Raw genomic sequence first — 21,306 nt, forward strand, 5'->3', positions numbered from 1 at the left:
ATCGAAATGCCAGTGATAATCCATCCGAAAGGTATGAGGAATAATCATATGATCGCCCCCCGACGTTTCCTGCCCTCCATCCCGTCCCTGCTGGCGCTCGAAGCTGTAGACCGCCTTGGCAGCGCCTCTGCGGCGGCCGAAGAACTCTCACTGACACAAAGCGCAATCAGTCGCCAACTCAAAACAATGGAGGAACAACTGGGCGTCGATCTGATCCAGCGCAGCCAGATGCGCCTCTACCTGACCCCGGCAGCCAAAGAATATGTTCAGGTCGCGCGTACTGTGCTGCATCAACTGGCACAGGCTTCGGTCAAGTTGAAAGCAAACCCCAAGGGCGGGTCGCTGAACCTGTCGATCCTGCCCGCCTTCGGCATGCACTGGCTGGCCCCCCGCCTTCAGGATTTTGCACGCCGCCATCCCGAGGTAACGGTGAACCTCAACACACGGCTCCGACCTTTTGATTTCGAGGTCGAGCATTTCGATGCCGCCATCCATTTTGGACAACGGGATTGGATGGGCGTCAATTACTTGCCGATCATGCGCGAAGATGTCGTGCCGGTCTGTGCCCCCTCGATTCTGCCAGAGCGGGCGGATCATATCGACTGGCTACTCAGCGCACCTTTGCTGCATCTCGAAACCCGCCCGGATGCGTGGGAGAGATGGTTTGCGTTTCAGGGCAAAGAGGTGTCTGGGCTTGGCGGAATGCTGTTCGACCAGTTTTCGACCATGGGGCAGGCAACCGTTCACGGGTTGGGTGTGGCTCTGCTGCCGAGTTACCTTGTGGAAGATGACCTGCGCTCAGGGCGTCTTGTTGCCGCTTGGCGCGGTCCGGGCGTCAGTCTGGGGGATTTCTACTTGGTCTGGCCCCAATCCAGGGCCGAATCCGAGCCGTTGAAATCCTTTGTTGAATGGCTACGCGGACAGGTCGGGTAACCCAAACCTTAAACCAGCACGCGTAACAACAGTAGCAAACTGCGCGGCCTTCGGCCTTGCGTCCTGCGGACGGCAGGGGGCCGGGCAGGCGTGGGCTGAGCCCGCGCCTGCCCGGCCCAACGGGACGAGATGTTTCGCCAGAAACGTCGACGACGGGCGAGAGCGCCCTGTCGTTCTTATTTGTCCAGCGAGCGGGCGATGAGTTCTTTCATGATCTCATTGGTGCCGCCATAGATGGTCTGTACCCGCGCATCCGCGTAAAGCCGCGCAATCGGGTATTCCATCATGAATCCATAACCTCCAAACAGCTGGAGGCATTCACCCATGATTTCATTCTGAATTTCGCTACCCCAGTATTTCGCCATCGACGCAGTGGCCGCATCCAACTTCCCGGCCTGCAAACGCGCGATGCAGTCGTTGACAAAACTGCGCAGCACTTCGGCCTTGGTTTTACACTCGGCCAGTTTGAAGCGTGTATTCTGGAAATCCATCACCCGCTGACCAAAAGCCTTGCGTTCCTGCGTATAACGTACCGTCTCCGCCAGCGCGAAGTCGATGGCCCCCAAGGCACCTATCGCGATCGTCAAACGCTCCCATGGGAGCTGCCTCATCATCTGATAGAACCCCTGCCCTTCTTCAGGGCCGATCAGATTGGTCATCGGCACTTTGACATCTTCAAAGAACAGCTCGGCCGTGTCATTGGCCTTCATACCCAACTTCTTAAGGTTGCGCCCTTTGCGAAACCCCTCGGCCCCTTCGGTTTCTACAGCGATCAGCGAAACGCCCTTCGCACCCAATGTTTTGTCCGTCTTCGAGGCCACCAAAACCAGATCCGCCGACTGCCCGTTGGTGATGAAAATCTTGGACCCGTTCAGCCGATAGGAATTGCCATCCTTGTCAGCGGTCGTGCGGATGGACTGAACATCCGAGCCGGTACCCGGTTCCGTCATCGCCAACGCCCCGACCATTTCGCCCGAGGCCAGTTTAGGCAGCCATTTCTGCTTTTGATCCTCGCTGCCATAGGCAGAGATATAGTGAATGACGATGGATTGGATCGCAAAACCCCATCCGCTATCCCCGCGCGCGGCCTGTGCGTACATCGTCACCGCATCAAAACCGATACCGCCCCCGACGCCGCCATGTTCTTCGGCGATGGCACCGGCCATAAGCCCCATGTCACCGGCCTTGTGCCAGAAAGCCCGGTCAACAGCGCCCTGATCGTTCCAAGCCTCAATATTCGGCACAAGCTCGTCATCCATGAAGCGGTTCGCCATCTCGGCAAACATCTGGTGTTCATCAGTGACCCAGCTGGCGGTCGGAGAAAAAAGCGACATTGGAGGTCCTCTCGGTTTTCTTTCTCAGGAGCCTAGCCTTGCTTTTGCAGCATTCCAATGTGTTGAGCCCGTCCCTACGCAACGTCTTTTGCGCGGGCGGCGCCTAAACGGCCAGCGCATTGCCCAGCAGAGCCTTCGCTGCCGCCTTGGCATCCCGAGCAGGGTCGCAGCTTTTCAACAGAACAGCGGACACGATGGCACCTTCTTTCAGGATCAATATCTGACATCCCAGCTTTTCAGGATCAGCCGCCCCGGCGGCGCGGGCCAAATCGGTGAAATACTCCAACAACAGGCGCTTGTGCTCGGCCGCCTGAACGTGGATCGGGTGATCCTTATCCTGATATTCAGCCCCTGCCTTGATGAACATGCAGCCGCGATATCCGTCTTCCTGAAACCATTCAGCCAGCGCATCGAAACTGGCCAAAAGCTTTTGCGCCGGCGTTTGGCCCAGCGCGTCGATCCGCTGATAAAACCAGGTGCGAAAGTTCTCGTCCCTCAGCTGCAGGGCCGCGACGATCAACTCTTCCTTGGTCCGGAAGTGTTTGTACATCGAGGTTTTTGAGACGCCCGTTTCCGCCACCAGCTTGTCCATACCGGTGGCGTGAAACCCGTCCCTGTAAAAGACCTGCAGCGCATTGCGGACAAGTTCGTCGCGTTTGTTGGGGCGCATGATTCGGCTCCTGAGTGTACTGATCAGTACATAATTGTAGCCGCGTCCCGCGACAAGGTTACACGAAATCCAACGTCAACAGCCCTGAAAAGAAGCCGATTTAGCGTCGGTCGCAAAGTTTTTTCACTTTGAGACTTGCAAAAGTTTACCGATCAGTACACATTCTCTTCAAGATGTACCGATCAGTAAACTAAGGAGCTTGACAATGAAACGCCGCACCAGCCCGTTTTCCCCTCAGTACGTCCCGTTCCTGTTAACACTTGCGATGCTTGCCGCCGCGCTGACCTGAAAGATCAAGACATGAGCCGACCCCCTCTGCCCCCCTTCACCCTGGAAACTGCCACACAAAAAGTGCGCATGGCTGAAAATGGCTGGAACAGCCGCGACCCCGATCTGGTAACGCCCGCTTATACCGAGGACAGCCAATGGCGAAACCGCGCTGAATTCCTATCGGGACACGTAGACATCCATGCCTTCCTGACCCGCAAATGGAACAAAGAACTGGACTACCGTCTCATCAAGGAACTCTGGGCCTTTTCCGGCAACCGGATTGCTGTGCGCTATGCGTATGAATGGCACGACGACAGCGGCCAATGGTTCCGGTCTTACGGCAATGAGAATTGGGAATTTGCCGAAGATGGCCGGATGGCCAAGCGCCATGCCTCGCTGAACGACCTGCCGATTGCCGAGGAAGACCGGTTGTTCCGCTGGCCTCAAGGCCCACGGCCCGAAGATCACCCCGGCCTGTCTGATCTGGGCCTGTAGAAAGGATCGCTCATGCCCCGCGCCTTTTCCGAATTGACCTTCACCCCGGCGGTTCTGGCCCATCAGGAACGGATGGGATCAGCAAGGACCTATGCCAAGTTCATCGAAGACGGGCCGCAGCAAGGGCACCAGATTGGTCCGGCAGAAAAAGCCTTTATCGAGGCGCGGGACGGGTTCTATCAATCCACCGTTTCCGAGACCGGCTGGCCCTATGTTCAGTATCGCGGTGGGCCGATTGGGTTTCTGCGCGTGCTGGGGCCCACCACCATCGGGTACGCTGATTTTTCGGGCAACAAGCAATATATCTCGCGCGGGAATCTGGACGGGAATGACCGGGTTGCCATGATCTTGATGGACTACGCCAACCAACGCCGGTTGAAAATACTGGGTCGCGCAGAGTTCACCGAGGGCGAAGCCGCCGCCGCCAGCCTCTATCCCGATGGGGCCGAAGCACCAGCCGAACGCGCCGCGATCATCCGGGTGGAGGGGCTGGACTGGAACTGCCCCCGCCACATCACGCCGCGCTTCACCGAGGCCGAATTGCGCCCGCATTTGAATACACTTGGTCAGCAACTGGCGCAGCTTCAGGCCGAGAACGAAAAGTTAAGGCAAGAGCTGGCACAAAGATCTTGAACCGACCCGTAAGGTCTCAGTGAGTTTAGGAATGGAAAAACTGTCAATGCTACGCACGACACTCAACCTCACCGGCCTGTGCCTTTTGGGCCTGCTGGCTTGCGTATCGGTCCTGATGCTGGGCTTTTTTGCCTCGCCCGAAGCGGTGCGCGCAGCGCCGCCTGCGCAGTATAACTCTCTGTTGTTGCAAGCCTTGCCCCAGCGCTGAGCCACAATGCATGGCGGGTATGCGGCATAAACCCTTGACCTTCCCGTGACTGGAACCCCCACTTAGAGGGCAACAGCAGATCAGGATGAGTCGGATGACCACCGCACATGAAACCCGGTTGAACATCACAGGAATGGGCTGCGCATCCTGCGTGGGGCGCGTGGAAGCGGCCTTGCAAGGCGTCGCGGGCGTGTCCGAGGCAACGGTGAATTTCGCGGCCGCGACGGCGCAGGTCGCGTACGACGGCCCCCTCAGCGATGTAACGCAAGCGCTGCAGGCTGCGGGGTATCCGGCTGCAATAGCCGATGTCACGATGAAAATCGACCAGATGAGCTGCGCCTCTTGTGTGAACCGGGTCGAGCGTGTGTTGCGCGCCGACCCCGCCGTGATCGCAGCGGATGTGAACTTGGCCACCGAAAGCGCAACGATCCGCTATGTAGAGGGCGCGACAGACCCTGCCTCGCTTGCAAAACTGGCGGGCGATGCAGGGTATCCGGCGCATATCGCCCAGACGGACGAGACCTCCGCCGACAAGGCACATGAGGCCACGGCACTGACCCGCACGACTTTGATCGCGGCAGCGCTGGCCTTGCCCGTATTTGTCCTTGAAATGGGCGGACACATGATCCCCGCCTTTCATCATTGGGTACATCAGACCATAGGATTGCAGGCCAGCCACCTGATCCAATTCGCCCTGACCTCGGCCTTGTTGGTCGGACCGGGCCGGGTGTTTTACGTCAAGGGTATTCCGTCGCTGCTGCGGCGCGCACCGGATATGAATGCGCTGGTTGCAATGGGTACGGGCGCGGCGTATCTGTACTCGGTCATCGCCACTTTCGCGCCGGGCCTCTTACCGCAAGGCAGCGCGAATGTGTATTTCGAGGCTGCCTCGGTCATCGTTGTCCTCATCCTTCTGGGCCGCGCGATGGAGGCGCGGGCCAAAGGCCGCACCGGCGCTGCGATCCGCAAGCTGGTAGGCCTGCAGCCAAAAACCGCGCGCGTCGAACAGGGCAACACCACCGTGGACCGCCCGATTTCCCAGATCAACGTCGGCGACGTCCTGCAAATCCGCCCAGGCGAGCGGGTTCCGGTAGATGCCGTGGTGCTGGGCGGCACGTCCTATGTCGATGAAAGCATGATCAGCGGCGAGCCCGTTCCGGTTGGTAAAGCCCCCGACGATCAGGTGGTGGGCGGCACGGTAAACGGCACCGGAGCACTGCGCGTGCGTGCGGCGCGGGTCGGGGCCGATACGGTTCTGGCGCAGGTGATCCGGATGGTTGAACAGGCGCAGGGGGCCAAGCTGCCAATTCAGGGGCTGGTCGACAAGATCACCGCGTGGTTTGTGCCTGCGGTGCTGGCTGTTGCACTGTTGACCATTGCGATCTGGCTGATCTTCGGACCAGCACCTGCCCTGCCGATGGCGCTGGTCACGGGGGTTTCGGTCCTGATCATTGCCTGCCCCTGCGCGATGGGTCTGGCGACGCCAACTTCGATCATGGTCGGCACCGGGCGCGCGGCTGAGTTGGGTGTTCTGTTCCGCAAAGGCGACGCGCTGCAACAGTTGCAACAGGCCAAAGTTGTGGCCTTGGACAAGACCGGTACTCTCACTATGGGCCGGCCCGAGCTGGAAAGTATCACCACCGTCAACGGGTTCGATCGCGACGACGTGTTGCGCCAGGCCGCTGCGGTGGAATCGCGGTCCGAGCACCCCGTCGCCACCGCCATCACGCGCGCCGGACCTGCGGACTTGCCGCAGCCAACAGGATTCACATCGCAGACCGGGCTGGGCGTCCGGGCCGTAGTTGAAGGGCGCGAGGTGGTGATCGGTTCCCCCCGGCTGATGGACCGAAACGGCGTGGATCTGTCGGGCCTGACGTCCGAGGCAGATCAGCGCGCCGCCGCAGGGGCCACGCCTTTGTTTGTGGCGATTGACGGTCAGGCTGCGGCTTTGCTGACGGTGTCGGACCCGGTCAAACCCGGCACGATTGAGGCTCTGGACAGGCTGCACGCGATGGGCCTGACACTTGCCATGGTCACGGGGGACAACGCCCGCACAGCGCAGGCGCTGGCCGACAAGCTGGGCATCGACCACGTGACCGCCGAGGTGCTGCCCGATGGCAAGTTGCAGGCGATCAATACTCTACGCGACCAATTTGGCGCGCTGGCCTTTGTGGGCGATGGCATCAACGACGCCCCTGCGCTGGCCGCTTCCGACACCGGCGTGGCGATTGGAACCGGCACGGATGTGGCGATTGAAACCGCCGATGTCGTGCTGATGTCCGGCGATCTGCGCGGTGTGGCCAATGCCGTTGAGATCAGCCGCCGGACGATGCGCAACATCCGTCAGAACCTGGGTTGGGCCTTCGGGTACAACACCCTTTTGATCCCGGTGGCGGCGGGCGCTTTGTATCCCCTTGGCGGACCGCTACTGTCCCCGGCTTTGGCAGCAGGAGCGATGGCCTTGTCCAGCGTCTTTGTCGTCACCAACGCCCTGCGCTTGCGACGGGTGCGGGCCAGCCTGCCCGAACGGGACATGAAACACCAAACTCAGGCGGTGGCCTCATGAATATCGGAGACGTGTCGACCCAGACGGGCCTGCCCGCCAAAACGATCCGGTACTATGAAGACATCGGGCTAGTCAAACCGCTGCGGGACGACAACGGGTATCGGGTATTTCGCAGCCAGGACGTGCACAAGCTGAACTTTCTGGGCCGCGCTCGCGCCTTGGGGTTCACCATCGAAGACTGCCGGACCCTGATGGCTTTGTACGAAGACGAAACCCGCGCCAGCGCGGATGTGAAAAAAGTGGCCCGCGCACATCTGGCGCAGATCGAGGCCAAAATCGCCGATCTGAATGCCATGCGGGATACACTAGGCCATCTGGTAGAGGCCTGTGCCGGGGACGACCGACCAGATTGTCCGATCCTGCAAGATTTGGGCGGCAAACCTTAGCGCAGGGTTGCCCTTTTCGCGCAGCTTTGCTTTGTCTCTGCTAAACATTCCGATCTGCTGCGCTAGGTGGGTATCGGACAGCAGAGAGGATCTCCACATGGCAAAAGTCGCGTTTTTGGGTTTAGGTGTAATGGGCTATCCGATGGCCGGCCATTTGCAAGCCGCCGGTCACGACGTCACCGTTTATAATCGCACCACAGCCAAAGCTGAGGCTTGGGTCGCCCAGCATGGTGGCTCGATGGCGGCGACACCACGCGAAGCCGCTGAGGCGGCAGCCTTTGTCATGGCCTGCGTCGGCAATGACGACGATCTGCGCATGGTCTGCAATGGCCCGGACGGCGCGTTTCACGGTATGTCCGAAGGGTCGATATTTGTTGATCACACAACCGTATCCGCCAAAGTCACGCGTGAGCTTTACGAGGCCGGAAAAGCCGCAGGTATTGCGTTTGTTGATGCTCCGATCTCAGGCGGTCAGGCGGGGGCTGAGAATGGGGTCTTGTCAATCATGTGCGGCGCAGATCAGGCGGCTTATGATGCGGCAGAACCGGTGATGCAGGTCTATTCCAAAATCTGTCGCCGTATCGGCGAAAGCGGCGCAGGTCAGATGACCAAGATGTGCAACCAGATTGCCATTGCCGGATTGGTGCAAGGTCTGAGCGAGGCGCTGCATTTCGCGGAAAAGGCCGGGTTGGACGGGCGATCGGTTGTTGAAGTGATCAGCCAGGGGGCGGCCGGCAGCTGGCAGATGGCCAATCGCTATGAGACGATGCTGGACGATCATTTCGACCATGGTTTTGCTGTCGACTGGATGCGCAAGGATTTGGGGATTTGCCTTGATACCGCGGATGAGACCGGAGCCTCGCTGCCGGTGACAGCCTTGGTCGATCAGTTCTACAAGGATGTGCAGAAACTGGGCGGGGGACGGTGGGATACGTCCTCGCTGATCAAGCGGTTGCGCGCTTTGGGGTGATAGGGAAAGGGGGGCGGTCTGCCCCCCATCGCGCCGGGGCGCGATTCCCCCCAAGGATATTTTTGGCCAGATGAAGAGGATCCCGTTTTGCGCGGGTCAGGGTTTGGAATGGACGATATAACTGTGTTCTGGGCGGCCGCGTTGCGGACGCAATGGGGATTGGACGCCAAGCTGACCCGGCTGGATGGCGAATATGATCTGAACTTCTTGGCGCGGGCGACCAATGGGCAGGATTATGTTCTGAAGGTTATGCGGCCAGGATGCGAGGCCGGGCTGGTGGACTTGCAGATCAAGGCGTTGGAGCATCTGGCCTCGGAAGCGCCCGGACTCCCGTTTCCCAAGGTGCTTAGCGATTTGAATGGGAGGCTATTGCCCCAGATTACGGATCAGGACGAAAACCCCCGGCTGGTGTGGCTGCTCGAATGTTTGCCGGGTTCGTGTTACGCCAACGCCGCGCCTAAATCCGAGGAATTGATCCTGAAACTGGGCCGAGTTCTGGGAGCGACCGACCGAGCGCTTGAGCGGTTCGATCACGAGGGTTTGCATCGCGCGGGTTTCAAATGGGACCTGATGCAAGCCAGTTGGATTGCGGATCATCTGGATACGATCAGTGACGCCGCGCGCCACTTGTTATTGTCCGACATTTGCGCAGAGTTCGACACTGTCCGGGAGACTTTGAACGACCTTCCGAGACAAGCCATCCACAACGATGCCAATGACTACAACATTTTGGTTGAGGGAGAATTAGGGCAGCGCCAATCTATCGCAGGCTTAATTGATCTTGGGGACATGTGCGCGGCACCCCGGATTTGTGATCTGGCGATCGCTGGTGCCTATATCGTTCTAGACCACCCACAGCCTGAGAGAGCGCTGGCCGCTTTGGTACGAGGGTATCATGCGGCCAATCGATTGCGGGCAGATGAGGTTGATCTGATCTGGCCGCTGTTGCGGATGCGGTTGGCGGTGTCGGTCGTAAACTCGACCTTGATGGCAATTGAGAACCCAAATGATCCCTATGTGACAATTAGCCAGGCCCCTGCCTGGCGGTTTCTGGAAAATGATACGGTCAATGGCGGCTTGATGGGCGCGCGGTTGCGCGTGGCCTGCGGGTTGCCTGTGACCGATGGGGCCGAACGGGTCCACGCTTACCTAACCGAACATCGAGGGCAGTTCGCCCCGATTTTCGGACAGGATCTGAGTGACGTGCCGATGGGGTCGCTGTCGGTTGAAAACTGCGTCTGGCCGCAAAACCCGTTCCACATGCCCTTGGCCGAGGCCGCGCGCGTAGGTGAGGAATATGGCGAAGGCCTGTGGCTGGGCTACTATAACGAGCCGCGCCTGATCTATGCCGAACCCGGGTTCCGCAAGGGGCCATGGAAGGCCTCTGACCGGCGCACGGTGCATTTGGCCGTAGACGTCTTTGCCCCGGCGGCTACCGTGTTGCATGCTCCGGTCAGCGGGCGGGTTGAGGCGGTCGAGAACCGCGATACTCATCTGGACTATGGCGGCGTGGTGATCCTGCATCATGAAACGCCCGAAGGGGATGCGTTCTATACGCTGTATGGTCATCTCGACCCCGAGGTATGTGATCGACTGAAGCCCGGTGATCCGGTGGCGCAGGGCGCAGCGTTCGCGCGGTTGGGGGATGCCAAGCAGAACGGCAGCTGGGCCCCACACGTTCATTTTCAACTGGCAATGACCACCGACGGGATGCAAAGCGACTGGCCCGGCGTGGGCGACCCGGATGAGATGGAGCTGTGGCACGCGGTTTGCCCCAACCCGGCGGCGCTGCTGAACCTGCCCGATGACAAGGTGTTTTATCAGCCGACCGACAAACACGCGATTCTGCAGGGGCGGCGCGACCACTTTGGAGGCAATCTGAGCCTGACCTATGACGACCCAGTCATGCTGGTGCGCGGTTGGAAGCACCACCTATTCGATGAATGGGGTCGCCCCTATCTGGACGCCTATAACAACGTCCCCCATGTAGGCCACGCGCATCCACGCATTCAAGCGGTGGCGTCTGATCAGTTGCGGCGCATGAACTCGAACACTCGCTATCTGCACCCGGCGCAGACCGAATTTGCCGATAAGGTGCTGTCGAAATTGCCTGATCACCTTGAAGTCTGTTTCTTTGTGAACTCCGGCACCGAGGCGAACGAACTGGCCCTGCGGCTGGCCCGCGCACATACCGGGGCCAAAGGGATCGTGACACCCGATCACGGCTATCATGGCAATACGAATGCGGCGGTTGCGATCTCGGCCTATAAGTTCAACAAGCCTGGTGGCGTGGGTCAGGCGGATTGGGTCGAACTGGTTGAAGTGGCCAACGACTATCGTGGATCGTTCAAGCGCGACGATCCCGACCGCGCCACAAAATTCGCGAATTTTGTGGACCCTGCGATTGCCGCTTTGCAGGACAAGGGCCACGGCATCGCCGGTTTCATCGCCGAGACCTTCCCCTCGGTCGGGGGTCAGATCATCCCTCCCAAAGGATATCTGCCCGCAGTCTACGAAAAAATCCGCGCCGCCGGAGGGGTGTGTATCGCCGATGAGGTGCAGACCGGACTGGGGCGTCTGGGTGAGTACTACTTTGGCTTTGAGCACCAGGGCGCGCTACCCGATATCGTGGTGATGGGCAAACCGATCGGCAACGGGCACCCCTTGGGCGTGTTGGTCACGACCAGGGAAATCGCACAAAGCTTTGACAACGGGATCGAGTTCTTCTCGACCTTCGGCGGATCGACCTTGTCTTGCCGGATCGGGAAAGAGGTGCTGGACATCGTCGATGACGAGGGGCTGCAGGACAATGCCCGCGTGATGGGCGGACGGCTGATGGACGGGTTGCGCAGGATCGAGGCCGATTTCGGTTGTGTCGGCGATGTGCGGGGCATGGGCCTGTTTCTGGGGGTCGAGTTGATCAACTCAGACGGCTCCGAGGGCACCGAGATCTGCAAATACGTCAAGAACCGGATGCGCGATCATCGCATTCTAATCGGCAGCGAAGGGCCCAAAGACAATATCCTCAAAATCCGACCGCCTCTGACAATCGAGGCCGAGGACGTTGACATGATTCTGTGGGCATTGGGGAATGTTTTGGCCGAGGTGGGCGACTATGCCCCTGCCCCAACATGTGATCATGATCACCACCATGCCGGCTGCGGGTGCTGCTGAACGATCAGACCGCTGGCCAGAAATGACCAGAGGTCTGGATCGGCATCGCTGTCAATGCAACGCGGCCGAGGGGGATAGATGCCCGGTTGAGGGCAGAGGTTGCGGCGCGGTCATCCGGCGCAGCGCCAGACCCAGCTCTTCGGACAAGGCGGTAAGTGCGGGGGCAAAGTCCGGCCGGACAATCAGTGTCGCCATCATCATCGCGTCCTCGCGCGCCCCTTCCGAGGCCGCAGCGATCATCTGCGCAAAACAGTTCTCATCCGCGCCAAGACAGGAACACCCAACCTGATGACGGATCAAAGGGCGTCGCCCGTGATGCGCACAGAGCGCACACAGTCGATCAATGGTCATCATTGCAACAGCTTCAGGTCCGGTGCCAAGGTCGACCCCGATCTTGCAGGCGATATCTTTGCGCGCCGTTGCGTCGCCCCAAAGCCGCAGGTACAGGACCGCGCTGGCCTCGATCGGGCTGAGATCGGACAGCTTTCCAACCGCCGCCCCTCCGCGTGATAACGAGGCGGTCATTTAGTCAGGATCAGCTTGCCCGCGCGTGTAATGCGCAGGGTGTAAAGCTGGTCGCCCAACGCGATATGAGCAAGGTTCCCGCCTTTGGTCAGCTCTTCGGCCTTGTGTGCCGGCAGCATCGATACGGGGTAGGATTGCGTCGGGTTCGGGTTCTGCACATTCATCAGGTCAACTCCAGAGGGTCACGGGCGAAAGGCCGATTTCTGTTCTCATTTTTTGGGATGGCTGACCCGATTCCGGGTTGGCTGTGTGTCTTGCTGGATAATCTGATTATTTTACTCAGGTATGTCAAGCGGCAATCTATACGCTGCAACCAAGAGTGTGGAATTGCGCTGAAATTGCGAAAAGGCTAGGTCTGACAGAACAATTTCAACGACCGAGGTTTCAATGACCGCAACGCTGATGTTCGACCTGGATGGTACGCTGATTGACAGCTTGCCCGATATCGCCGCAGCGGCGAACCGGATGCTGGGCGACGAAGGCAAACCCGCGCTGCCGCAGGAGATCATCCAGAAATTCGTGGGCAACGGCCTGCCGAAACTGGTTGAGCGTGTGATGGGCCACTGCGACATACCGCTAGACCGCCACAGCGAATTGGCCAAACGAACTCTGGACTACTACGGGGCGGCCTCCAGTGCGCAGACCGTTGTCTACCCGGGCGTACCGGAGGCTTTGGCCCAATTGCAGCAAATGGGCTGCGTACTTGGCATCTGCACCAACAAGCCCGAGGCCCCGGCTCGCCACATCCTGGACGCGCTAGGGCTGTCGCAATTTTTCAATACCGTTTTCGGCGGCGATACGCTGAACACCCGCAAACCCGACCCCGCCCATCTGCACGCCAGCTTTGACGCGATCCCTCAAACCGGTCCGCGCTTGTTCATCGGCGACAGCGAGGTCGATGCGGAAACAGCGCAACGCGCAAAGGTTCCATTCCTGCTATTCACGAAAGGCTATCGCAAATCATCGATTGACGAGATCCCCCACATGCTCAGCTATGACCAAGCGATAGAATTGCCGTCAGCGGTGAGGGCGTCGCTGACGATGTTGGAAGAAACAGCCTGACCCGAAAATGAAGGGCCGGCCGAGGGGGAAAGTAGCCAGCCCCTCATCCGGGGAAGTGGATTGTCCTCGGTATAACCTTGGATGAACTAGAGTTAACCGCCCGCGCCCTCCGAAGATATTGGGGGTTTCCCGTATTCGGCGAGACAGAGAATTTTCGTCGAAAATTCTTGTGCGTCAATTATGCGCCCGGATTGCACTTTCCTAACTGGCCACCAGAAAACATCGGATGCTGAGGGTCATATTCGACCTGCGCCCTTGGGGTAACATCGACGACTTCCAGCCTGTCATAAGGGTCGGTCGGGCTATCACGTCCCTGCACAACAAGTACGTCTTTGAAACACTGGTGATCCGCACCACGGTACCAGCTTGGCCCATTACCCAAACCGTCAAACTCGAAATCTTCGAGAGCTTCGACAACACCACATGGGTTGAAGGTTCCCGCCCGTTCGACTGCATCGGCATAAAGCAAAACCTGAGAATAGCCGGTCTGTGCCGCGATCGAAGGCGGGAAGCCATATGCTTCCTGAAAGGACGACACGAACGCCTTTGTCCCTTTATCCTGCAGCTGCCAGCTCCAATTCACCGAACCCAGCACGCCCTCGATAGTCGCACCCGCCTTCGCGGCCATGAGATCGGAAAGTACCGGGACGACAATCTTGAAATCCTTGCCATTCACGACCTTGTCCAACAAACCGAATTGCAACGCGCTGGCCAACGAATCCTCCAGGTTGGCACCATAGTGGTTCAGGATCAGAACATCCGCGCCCGAGTTCAGAATCGGCGCGATATATGTCGTGAATTCCGTCGATGTCAGAGGGGTTTTGACCCGATTGATTGTTTGCCATCCCAACGCTTCGGTCGAGGCAACAATCGCCTCTTCCTGGGACCAGCCCCAATTGTAGTCAGCACTCAGATGATAAGCACGGCGGTCCGTGCCCAGCTCAGCCCTCAAAACCGGAGCAAGGGCGGCACCCGTCATATAGGCATTGAAGTAATTGCGGAAACCATTGGCTTTCTTCTCCTTACCCGTGAGGTCATTTGCATGGGCCAGGCCAGCCATGAAGATCACGCCCGCGTCTTGGCATAAATTCTGAACCGCAATGGCCTCGCCCGACGTCGATCCGCCATTCAGCATCACTGCGCCATCGGAATTTATCATTGCCTTGGCAGAAGAATGCGCCTTGGACGCCTTGCCTTCTGAATCTGCCACGACAAGCGTGACTTTCTTGCCCAAAACACCATTCCCGGACAGAGCCCGCGAGGAAAAAGTATTCAGGCACCCGCCATCTCCTTGGCCATTAAGATGCTCGACGGCCAGTTTCTGTCCGCGCAACTGGTCATTGCCTTCCTCTGCGTAGGGTCCAGACAAAGTAGCGTTGAAGCCGAACGTAACCGTGCTTCCGTTTGGTGCATTCGTGAAAGCATCAGAGGACGAGGCGGGAAAGATCATAGGCAACGCAAGGCCGGTGCTCGCTACGACTCCACCGGTCAGCGTGTAGCGACGTGTGACAGATTTGTTACTCATCCACTCTTTCCATTCCCCGTGTCATGCCGTCAAACCTATCCAGTCACAGCCGAAACTGAGGGGCATCGCAGAGTTGTGCAAGAAAACAGTTTCAAAGCATCGAGCTGCCCTCGAAACACTCTCTCGTCAATGACAACACACCAGGTCAGCAGGGTTCTCTGACTGGAGCGCAGCTATCTCTCTATTTCCATTAAGAATATCAAGGTTTGTGCCAACTGCCTTTCGCTTTGAGAAACGACGCCACGGCAACCATTTTGTTCAAATTTTAACGCGAGAGCCGCCATATCTGGGCATAGAACGCATCTCTGATTGAGACTTCCAAAGACACATTTCGATACTTTACAACCGTTTGTCTCCGACTTACGACCAATAAGACACATGATTAGATGCACAGTCAGGATTTATGTATTGTTAATTTTCGGTTCATGTACAATTGGTAGGATTTTTGGACTATTGAAGAATCGGTTGAGGCGAAAATACAATTCGTGCCATTAGCCAGTAAGTTGTTTTAACCAGTGTGGAACGGTAACTCATGATTGGGGGGAAAGCTCATAGCGGTGCGTGGCTGCCAAACGCGCAACATGCCAGAGCGATCATCAATTTCATTCATTGGAGTCAGGGCGGTCTTGTATTGGACGCCGCGCTGAATGGTATTGCCGAAGCATTTGGCGCCGAATGCGCCGTAATCAGCCGTCTGTGGCTGAACAAGGGTTCTCATCGCGTTGCCGCCAGGGCTGACACCCGAGATCCTGCCCATTGCCGTCCTCTATTCCTGTCTTTCGCGAATGACGCGTTGGGGCCGTTTCGCAATATGCCCAAGCGGGCCTCGGTCTTTAGTCTGGTTGAAGATGGCGAAGACCCGAGCGATCTTTCCCCCGTCCTGACCGAGTGGATTTCACATCGCAGCCTTTCGGAAATTCTGTTTGTCTGTCTTGATCACCAGGGCGGTGAGATTGACTTCTTAGAGCTGCATTTCGGGCGCAACCCGGAACCGGGTTTCAAAGAGGCAATTGAACAAATTGCACCCCAATTGTCCGAAACATTCCAAAGTCGCCGTCCCGGTCTGGTAACCGAAGCGCTGTCGCGCCAGTCGGTTGCGACCATTCGGAAAAGTAGCACGGAAAACGTTGCGATTCTCAGCACCGACAACCCGACTGGCCTGACGCGGGCTGAGTGGCGGGTCTGTGTACTGGTATCTCGAGGATTGTCCTCGCAGGCTATTGGCGCCGAGTTGGACATTGGCGCTGCTACTGTCAGGACACACCTCAAGCATATCTATTCCAAAACAGGTCTGGACAACTTCCATATGCTGGCCCGTCGGCTAGTATCCGTTGAAGAGCGTGAAGCTCTGCATGGGAAGCAGCATCAAGCAAGGGCTTAATGCCACAACTAGACTGGCAAAACTGGATCTCGCTTTGGCTGTTCGCCCCGCTGTTCGTGGCGATCGCATGGACCGATTTCACCCAACTTCGTATCCCGAACCTATACTGCTTAATTGGCCTAGCACTATGCGTTGTCGCCGCCCCTTTCTTGGACTGGAACGAATTGCTGATCCGTTTGCTAATCGGCGGGGCGTGTTTTCTTATCTGCCTGGGGCTATTTGCGATCAACTGGCTGGGTGGAGGGGACGCAAAGATGTTGCCAGTCATTTTTTTGGCCATGCCCCCAAGCGTCGTGCCCACATACATGATTGTATTTTCCGCGGCCATGGCTCTGGGTTTGATCGGGATGTCCCTCTTTCGTCGCTACGCCAAGCGTTTGTCCCCCAAATTCGAGTCGACAGCGCAATCACGAGAGTTTCCGATGGGCATCGCCATAGGGGCGTCAGGCTTGGCCATGATTGCGATGTCGGTTTTCAACGTTTAGTTCCCAAACGCTTCAGCATAGCGGATGAAAATCGGTGCAAGGATCAAACCCGCAATCGCTGGCAGCATGAGGAATGCCATAACCGCTGACATCTTTACCGGCAATTTGTTGGCCAATTCCTGCGCTCGCAGCTCGCGCAACTCCCGCATTTCGTTTGCGTAAGTCGTCAAAGCCGAAGCCAACGGCACACCAAAGCGGGTCGATTGCAGAACGACACTCACAAATGAGCTCATTTCCTCAATCCCAGTCCGACGGGCCATACGCATCAATGCGGTGTCCCGGTCGCGGCCAGCTTGAATTTCGCTGAGCGCAATCAAAATCTCTTCGGACATCTCGGGAGAGACCAACTGCATCTCTACGGCTACTTTCAGCAACGCCTGATCAAAGCCCATCCCAGCCTCAACCCCGATCTGCAGAAGATCCAGCATGTTCGGGAACGCATTTTCCATCTTGCGACGGCGCTCCTTGATGCGCGCGTTCATCCAGTAGTGTGGGCCAAAAAATCCCAGCCCGCACAGCAATGCAACGTTGCGAAGTATCGCGATCAGGTCCAGGCCGGACATATATTCTGAAATGGACGCGCCAAATCTGGTCGGCGGCTGCCAGTTCAACAGCAGGATAAAGAGCAACGGTAGAGACGTCGCCAGACCCAGACGGATCATATAGTAGCCGGCGATCGCGTTCTTGCCACGGAAACCGGATTGCGCCAGAACCTGACCAACTTCGAAACGAACACTGGCGTCCGCCGGGATCAGCGCTGCGCTCAGGCCAGTCGGCTCGGGGTCTTCCCCTCGATCGATATTCGCGCGCGCCAGATTTTGACGTGGGCGACTGGGCAGCATCCGCTCAGCTGCGGTCGACCGTTCGCTCAACGAGGATGAGATGCCGAAGAAGGCTACAACCGCGCCAATCAGAACCAGGCCGAAAATCAGGATCTGTAAAACAATGTTGTTTTGAAGCAAAGAATTTATGAATTCCATCGTAAATCCTCCTTATATCCGGAAATTCACGAGTCTGAACATGACGATGGCGTTCAGGACGATTGCCACTGCAATGGCTCCCATGACGGGCCAAAATGCTGGAGCGTCCATAACGTCGCCATAGTAAGATGGGGTCAGGATCGTCATGAATACCGCAATTGCGACCGGGATAGCGGACAAGATATAGGCGGTCATGCGTCCTTCGGCCGAAATGGCCTTGATCTTGCGACGCAACGAAAGTCGTGCACGGATCACGCGGGCCAGGGTCCGCAGAATTCCGGCGAGATCACCGCCTGTGCCATGCTGCATCATCAGCGCAACGGCCAGGTACCGGACGTCTTCCTCATCAATCCGATCAGCCATACTTTTCATGGCCGTCGTCAGTTCTTCGCCAAAGGCAACCTGATCGACAACCAACCCAAATTCCGTTCCAATCGGATCCGGCATTTCTTCTGCCACACTTTGCAGGGTGGTGTTCAAAGGATGACCAACCTTCAAGCCCCGAGACATCAGATCCAGTGCATCCGGCAACTGTTTCAGCAGGTTCGCCTTACGCTGGTTCAAAGTCGCGCCCAAAAGCATCAAGGGAGCGATCAGGAAGACGAAAGCGGACAATGCCACAACTTGAATCGGGTTCGCAATTGTCGAGCCGCCAATGGCACAGATCAGGAAGGCAACACCACACCCGAGCAGAAACATCTCGGGCACCATGTTCAGGCCAGCCGCTTTTAAGGCGGCGGGCAAATCCCCCACAAAGGGGAAGTTGCGCAGGAACGGACGCGCCTCCTGAGGTTTGAGCAGATTGAGGACATCCTCCCCCGTCTTGCCTTCGTTCAGCATTTGGATACGGCGATTGATCGCCTCGTCCCGGTTTTCACCACGGCGGGCAAACTGCCGGATCCCTTCGAAAGCGATCAATGCACCGACAAAGATGGCCAAGGCCAGCACGAACCGAACATCAAATCCGGCGACTTCCATTTCCGGACCAACAATTGCGCTGAGGTCCAGGTTCTCGATGAATGCGCGAAGCTGTTCCATTTTGCCGGTCCTCCCTTAATTGAACTGGATCGAGGACAGATCGATACCCGCAGCGGCCAGCGCATCGCTTGATTTCGGGCGGATGCCCGTTGGTATGAAGCGCCCCTTAACCTTACCGTTCTCGTCCTTGCCTTCGCGTTTGAAGACAAAGATATCCTGCATGGTGACGATCTCACCTTCCATACCGGTCACTTCTGCGATCGAAGTGACGCGGCGGGTCCCGTCGGACAGACGGTTAAGCTGCAACACGAAGTGGATGGCCGACGCGATGGTCGCGCGGATGGCCGAGTGCGGCAGTTCCATACCACCCATCTGAACCATCTGCTCTACACGCGACAGCGCGTCGCGCGGGCTGTTAGCGTGAACCGTCGTCATCGAGCCATCATGGCCGGTGTTCATGGCCTGCAACATGTCGAACGCTTCAGAACCACGTACCTCGCCCACCACGATACGATCGGGACGCATCCGCAGCGCATTTCGAACCAGATCACGCTGCGCAACAGCACCGGTTCCATCCAAACCAGCAGGGCGAGTTTCCATGCGCAGCACATGTTCCTGTTGCAGTTGCAATTCAGCGGCGTCTTCGATGGTCACGATCCGCTCGTTTCCACCAATATAAGTCGAAAGAGCGTTCAGCATCGTCGTTTTACCGGACCCGGTACCGCCCGAGATCAGAATGTTCATCTTGGCTTCGACCAGCCCTTGCAGCAGCGCCGCAGCACTTTCATTCAGCGCGCCATTGTTCACAAGGCGCTGCATGGTCAGCGGTACGCGGGCAAACTTACGGATGGACAGGGCCGGGCCGTCCAACGCACAGGGCCGAATGATCGCGTTCACACGGCTGCCATCCTCAAGACGCGCGTCCACCCAAGGCTGACGTTCGTCGATGCGGCGACCTACGCGGCTGACGATCTTGTCGATGATGCGCAGAAGATGACGCTCATCCCGGAACCGGGCCGAGGTTTTCTCAAGAATACCAGAGCGTTCCACAAAAATCTGTTGATGACCGTTGACGAGGATATCGTTGATCGTCGGATCGGCAAGCAATGGCTCGAGCGGGCCAAGGCCCAAAACCTCATGCATCAGCTCTTCGACCAGTTGCTTGACCTCTTCGCTGCGCATGGCGCGGCCTTCGTGGCGCAACAGTTCGGTGGCATGTTTGCCGATCTCACCGCGCAGCGTATCTTCTTCAACTTTGTCGATCACCGCCAGGTTCAGCTTGTCCAGCAGCGAATTGTGCATCCGCGCTTTCAGGTCGATGCGGTCCATCTCTCTGGCATGCTTGGTCGCCAATTTCTCGGCTTCAAACACAACGTTATCCGAAGCTTTATCAGAAACCTGCTTCGTATCCAGCGGAACGACCTTAGCGGTGTTCGAAGTTGTGCGACCTGTCCTGTCAAATTCACGAAACATGTTCTTAACCTTTACTACTTTTCACTTCACGTCTGCGGATATGCGATTACGAGTTGTTAACACGCGGCGGCATAGCAGCGCGCGCATCATCGGCCAGTTTTTTGATTGCCCGCGTTGCCGGCGCACGGTTGGAAACATCTTGCAACGGGATGCCCCGGTCCACGGATTCACGAACCGTGCGGTCATCCTTGGGCACCCAATGGGCAAAATCCTGTTCCAGCAACTTCGCCGCTGCGCGGTGATGGGCTGCGGGCAACAGAGGTTTCTTTTCAAGGCTCGCCACAAGTTGGATATCGATGGCGGGGTTCTCGCTTTGATAGAAATCCATCAGTTTGCGGGCCGACCGCACCGACGGGACGGCGACATCCGTGACCAGATACAGCCTGTCGGCCTGTGTCAGCACCGGAGTGATCCATTCCACCAGGGCCCGCGGCAGATCGACGACCACATAGTCATGAGTCCGCTTCAGGTTATCCAGAATTGCCGTGATCTGGTCTTCCTGAATGGCTGACAGCGGGCCGTAGCGCGAGGGTGCAGCCAGAACGTCAACACCGCAGGGTGCCTTGACCATAGCCTGTTCCAGAAACGCACCGTCGGGGATGCTTTCATCCATCGCCATGCGCCACATCGCGTCGCTTTCTTCCACGTCCATCAGCGCCGCGATCGAGCCGAACTGGAAATCCAGATCCACAACCGCAACCTCGTTGGTCGCTTTCTTCTTGAAGAAACCCTCTTTGGCCTGCAACTCGTTGGCCATATTCGCGGCCACCAGCGAAGAGCCGACGCCGCCACGCGACTTGGCAACCGCGATCACCTTGCCGAGCGTTGCATGTCCACTCCAAACGGTGGGCAGTTGCGCCTGACGGCGGTTGCGGATTGCATCCACCTGCGGCACGATTTCTTCATTGATGGCTTTGCGGGGCAAAACCTCGTCCACGCCCAACTTCGTAAGTTGCCGCGCTTTTTCCAGCGGCAGATCTTCGGGGGCCAGTGCGATGATGATGGCGTTTGGCATCCGCGCATCGCAGATATTCTGCGCCGTCTTCAACGCACCATCGGCGTCATCTTCGACATCGAACAGGACAACATCATGCAAAGACGCAAGGTTTGCGGCCTTTCCATTGACGCCGGACACCGTTTCTTTCCGACCAGTAAAGCTGCAATTCTCCTGATCCGCCAGAGACCCTTCGATAGCCGAGTAAATCTCTTCATCGGGCGAAATCAAAAACACTGAAATCTGCTTGGAATTCATTATCTT

General features: G+C 57.8%; 20 protein-coding genes. 11 read left to right on the forward strand and 9 right to left on the reverse strand.

Annotation, left to right across the window (positions count from 1 at the left end; genetic code table 11):
* Nucleotides 1-48 precede the first annotated feature (48 nt).
* Complete coding sequence (locus tag AC2FJ6_RS11780; RefSeq protein WP_170773845.1) at nt 49-933, forward strand: LysR family transcriptional regulator; 885 nt, start codon at nt 49-51, stop codon at nt 931-933.
* A 176-nt stretch (nt 934-1,109) separates the two neighbouring features.
* Here AC2FJ6_RS11780 and AC2FJ6_RS11785 read toward each other — a convergent pair whose 3' ends face one another.
* Entirely contained in the window at nt 1,110-2,267 is a 1,158-nt protein-coding gene (locus tag AC2FJ6_RS11785) for an acyl-CoA dehydrogenase family protein (protein WP_496669112.1), read from the reverse strand.
* Nucleotides 2,268-2,370: 103 nt separating this feature from the next.
* Nucleotides 2,371-2,937, reverse strand: coding sequence for a TetR/AcrR family transcriptional regulator (locus AC2FJ6_RS11790; RefSeq protein ID WP_170773841.1), 567 nt, complete (start codon nt 2,935-2,937; stop codon nt 2,371-2,373).
* Nucleotides 2,938-3,237: 300 nt separating this feature from the next.
* Here AC2FJ6_RS11790 and AC2FJ6_RS11795 point away from each other — a divergent pair, with 300 nt between their 5' ends.
* From AC2FJ6_RS11795 to AC2FJ6_RS11825, 7 genes are all read left to right on the forward strand, one after another.
* The gene (locus tag AC2FJ6_RS11795; RefSeq protein ID WP_170773839.1) at nt 3,238-3,702 is read left to right on the forward strand and encodes a nuclear transport factor 2 family protein; all 465 of its coding nucleotides are present in this window, start codon (nt 3,238-3,240) and stop codon (nt 3,700-3,702) included.
* Between the two features lie 12 nt (nt 3,703-3,714).
* A complete protein-coding gene (locus AC2FJ6_RS11800; protein WP_170773837.1) occupies nt 3,715-4,335 on the forward strand; it encodes a pyridoxamine 5'-phosphate oxidase family protein in 621 nt (206 codons plus the stop codon).
* A gap of 31 nt (nt 4,336-4,366) precedes the next feature.
* Nucleotides 4,367-4,543 carry a hypothetical protein gene (locus AC2FJ6_RS11805; RefSeq protein WP_170773835.1) on the forward strand — a complete coding sequence of 59 codons (177 nt, stop codon included), beginning with the start codon at nt 4,367-4,369 and terminating at the stop codon, nt 4,541-4,543.
* Nucleotides 4,544-4,637: 94 nt separating this feature from the next.
* On the forward strand, nt 4,638-7,109 hold the full coding sequence (locus tag AC2FJ6_RS11810) for a heavy metal translocating P-type ATPase (RefSeq protein WP_170773833.1): 2,472 nt from the start codon (nt 4,638-4,640) through the stop codon (nt 7,107-7,109).
* Nucleotides 7,106-7,495: a Cu(I)-responsive transcriptional regulator gene (gene cueR, locus AC2FJ6_RS11815; RefSeq protein WP_170773831.1), complete on the forward strand. Its 390-nt coding sequence runs from the start codon at nt 7,106-7,108 to the stop codon at nt 7,493-7,495. The genes AC2FJ6_RS11810 and cueR overlap by 4 nt, the downstream gene beginning before the upstream one ends.
* A gap of 52 nt (nt 7,496-7,547) precedes the next feature.
* Nucleotides 7,548-8,465, forward strand: coding sequence for an NAD(P)-dependent oxidoreductase (locus AC2FJ6_RS11820; protein ID WP_331252130.1), 918 nt, complete (start codon nt 7,548-7,550; stop codon nt 8,463-8,465).
* A gap of 108 nt (nt 8,466-8,573) precedes the next feature.
* The gene (locus AC2FJ6_RS11825) at nt 8,574-11,639 is read left to right on the forward strand and encodes an aminotransferase class III-fold pyridoxal phosphate-dependent enzyme (protein WP_496669114.1); all 3,066 of its coding nucleotides are present in this window, start codon (nt 8,574-8,576) and stop codon (nt 11,637-11,639) included.
* Between the two features lie 51 nt (nt 11,640-11,690).
* Here the strand turns inward: AC2FJ6_RS11825 and AC2FJ6_RS11830 are convergent, their stop codons facing one another.
* Nucleotides 11,691-12,164 (reverse strand): hypothetical protein, encoded by a 474-nt coding sequence (locus tag AC2FJ6_RS11830; protein WP_170790707.1) that lies wholly within the window; start codon nt 12,162-12,164, stop codon nt 11,691-11,693.
* The gene (hemP, locus tag AC2FJ6_RS11835) at nt 12,161-12,328 is read right to left on the reverse strand and encodes a hemin uptake protein HemP (RefSeq protein ID WP_170773822.1); all 168 of its coding nucleotides are present in this window, start codon (nt 12,326-12,328) and stop codon (nt 12,161-12,163) included. The genes AC2FJ6_RS11830 and hemP overlap by 4 nt, the downstream gene beginning before the upstream one ends.
* A gap of 223 nt (nt 12,329-12,551) precedes the next feature.
* Between hemP and gph the strand changes: the two genes are divergently transcribed.
* Complete coding sequence (gene gph, locus AC2FJ6_RS11840; protein WP_170773820.1) at nt 12,552-13,226, forward strand: phosphoglycolate phosphatase; 675 nt, start codon at nt 12,552-12,554, stop codon at nt 13,224-13,226.
* A 178-nt stretch (nt 13,227-13,404) separates the two neighbouring features.
* Here the strand turns inward: gph and AC2FJ6_RS11845 are convergent, their stop codons facing one another.
* Entirely contained in the window at nt 13,405-14,751 is a 1,347-nt protein-coding gene (locus tag AC2FJ6_RS11845) for a substrate-binding protein (protein ID WP_480877515.1), read from the reverse strand.
* A 532-nt stretch (nt 14,752-15,283) separates the two neighbouring features.
* Here AC2FJ6_RS11845 and AC2FJ6_RS11850 point away from each other — a divergent pair.
* Together AC2FJ6_RS11850 and AC2FJ6_RS11855 are read left to right on the forward strand one after the other, a co-directional pair.
* Nucleotides 15,284-16,132 (forward strand): response regulator transcription factor, encoded by an 849-nt coding sequence (locus AC2FJ6_RS11850; protein ID WP_480877513.1) that lies wholly within the window; start codon nt 15,284-15,286, stop codon nt 16,130-16,132.
* Entirely contained in the window at nt 16,132-16,617 is a 486-nt protein-coding gene (locus AC2FJ6_RS11855) for an A24 family peptidase (RefSeq protein ID WP_170773815.1), read from the forward strand. Before AC2FJ6_RS11850 ends, AC2FJ6_RS11855 begins: the two co-directional genes overlap by 1 nt.
* Here the strand turns inward: AC2FJ6_RS11855 and AC2FJ6_RS11860 are convergent.
* From AC2FJ6_RS11860 to AC2FJ6_RS11875, 4 genes are read right to left on the reverse strand one after another with little or no spacing between them, the layout of a single operon-like run.
* A complete protein-coding gene (locus tag AC2FJ6_RS11860; protein WP_170773813.1) occupies nt 16,614-17,597 on the reverse strand; it encodes a type II secretion system F family protein in 984 nt (327 codons plus the stop codon). The genes AC2FJ6_RS11855 and AC2FJ6_RS11860 overlap by 4 nt on opposite strands.
* A gap of 12 nt (nt 17,598-17,609) precedes the next feature.
* Nucleotides 17,610-18,635, reverse strand: coding sequence for a type II secretion system F family protein (locus AC2FJ6_RS11865; protein WP_480877511.1), 1,026 nt, complete (start codon nt 18,633-18,635; stop codon nt 17,610-17,612).
* A 15-nt stretch (nt 18,636-18,650) separates the two neighbouring features.
* The gene (locus tag AC2FJ6_RS11870; RefSeq protein WP_496669116.1) at nt 18,651-20,048 is read right to left on the reverse strand and encodes a TadA family conjugal transfer-associated ATPase; all 1,398 of its coding nucleotides are present in this window, start codon (nt 20,046-20,048) and stop codon (nt 18,651-18,653) included.
* Nucleotides 20,049-20,094: 46 nt separating this feature from the next.
* Nucleotides 20,095-21,300 (reverse strand): CpaE/TadZ family protein, encoded by a 1,206-nt coding sequence (locus AC2FJ6_RS11875; protein ID WP_170773806.1) that lies wholly within the window; start codon nt 21,298-21,300, stop codon nt 20,095-20,097.
* Nucleotides 21,301-21,306: the final 6 nt, after the last annotated feature.

The sequence above is a fragment of the Ruegeria sp. CDSA089 genome (assembly GCF_059612205.1).

Bases quoted from the DNA above. Each gene is read 5' to 3' on its own strand.
- AC2FJ6_RS11780 (WP_170773845.1), top strand. From the start codon at position 49: ATGATCGCCCCCCGACGTTTCCTGCCCTCCATCCCGTCCCTGCTGGCG.
- AC2FJ6_RS11785 (WP_496669112.1), bottom strand. From the start codon at position 2,267: ATGTCGCTTTTTTCTCCGACCGCCAGCTGGGTCACTGATGAACACCAG.
- AC2FJ6_RS11790 (WP_170773841.1), bottom strand. From the start codon at position 2,937: ATGCGCCCCAACAAACGCGACGAACTTGTCCGCAATGCGCTGCAGGTC.
- AC2FJ6_RS11795 (WP_170773839.1), top strand. From the start codon at position 3,238: ATGAGCCGACCCCCTCTGCCCCCCTTCACCCTGGAAACTGCCACACAA.
- AC2FJ6_RS11800 (WP_170773837.1), top strand. From the start codon at position 3,715: ATGCCCCGCGCCTTTTCCGAATTGACCTTCACCCCGGCGGTTCTGGCC.
- AC2FJ6_RS11805 (WP_170773835.1), top strand. From the start codon at position 4,367: ATGGAAAAACTGTCAATGCTACGCACGACACTCAACCTCACCGGCCTG.
- AC2FJ6_RS11810 (WP_170773833.1), top strand. From the start codon at position 4,638: ATGACCACCGCACATGAAACCCGGTTGAACATCACAGGAATGGGCTGC.
- cueR (WP_170773831.1), top strand. From the start codon at position 7,106: ATGAATATCGGAGACGTGTCGACCCAGACGGGCCTGCCCGCCAAAACG.
- AC2FJ6_RS11825 (WP_496669114.1), top strand. From the start codon at position 8,574: ATGGACGATATAACTGTGTTCTGGGCGGCCGCGTTGCGGACGCAATGG.
- AC2FJ6_RS11830 (WP_170790707.1), bottom strand. From the start codon at position 12,164: ATGACCGCCTCGTTATCACGCGGAGGGGCGGCGGTTGGAAAGCTGTCC.
- hemP (WP_170773822.1), bottom strand. From the start codon at position 12,328: ATGAATGTGCAGAACCCGAACCCGACGCAATCCTACCCCGTATCGATG.
- gph (WP_170773820.1), top strand. From the start codon at position 12,552: ATGACCGCAACGCTGATGTTCGACCTGGATGGTACGCTGATTGACAGC.
- AC2FJ6_RS11845 (WP_480877515.1), bottom strand. From the start codon at position 14,751: ATGAGTAACAAATCTGTCACACGTCGCTACACGCTGACCGGTGGAGTC.
- AC2FJ6_RS11850 (WP_480877513.1), top strand. From the start codon at position 15,284: ATGATTGGGGGGAAAGCTCATAGCGGTGCGTGGCTGCCAAACGCGCAA.
- AC2FJ6_RS11855 (WP_170773815.1), top strand. From the start codon at position 16,132: ATGCCACAACTAGACTGGCAAAACTGGATCTCGCTTTGGCTGTTCGCC.
- AC2FJ6_RS11860 (WP_170773813.1), bottom strand. From the start codon at position 17,597: ATGGAATTCATAAATTCTTTGCTTCAAAACAACATTGTTTTACAGATC.
- AC2FJ6_RS11865 (WP_480877511.1), bottom strand. From the start codon at position 18,635: ATGGAACAGCTTCGCGCATTCATCGAGAACCTGGACCTCAGCGCAATT.
- AC2FJ6_RS11870 (WP_496669116.1), bottom strand. From the start codon at position 20,048: ATGTTTCGTGAATTTGACAGGACAGGTCGCACAACTTCGAACACCGCT.
- AC2FJ6_RS11875 (WP_170773806.1), bottom strand. From the start codon at position 21,300: ATGAATTCCAAGCAGATTTCAGTGTTTTTGATTTCGCCCGATGAAGAG.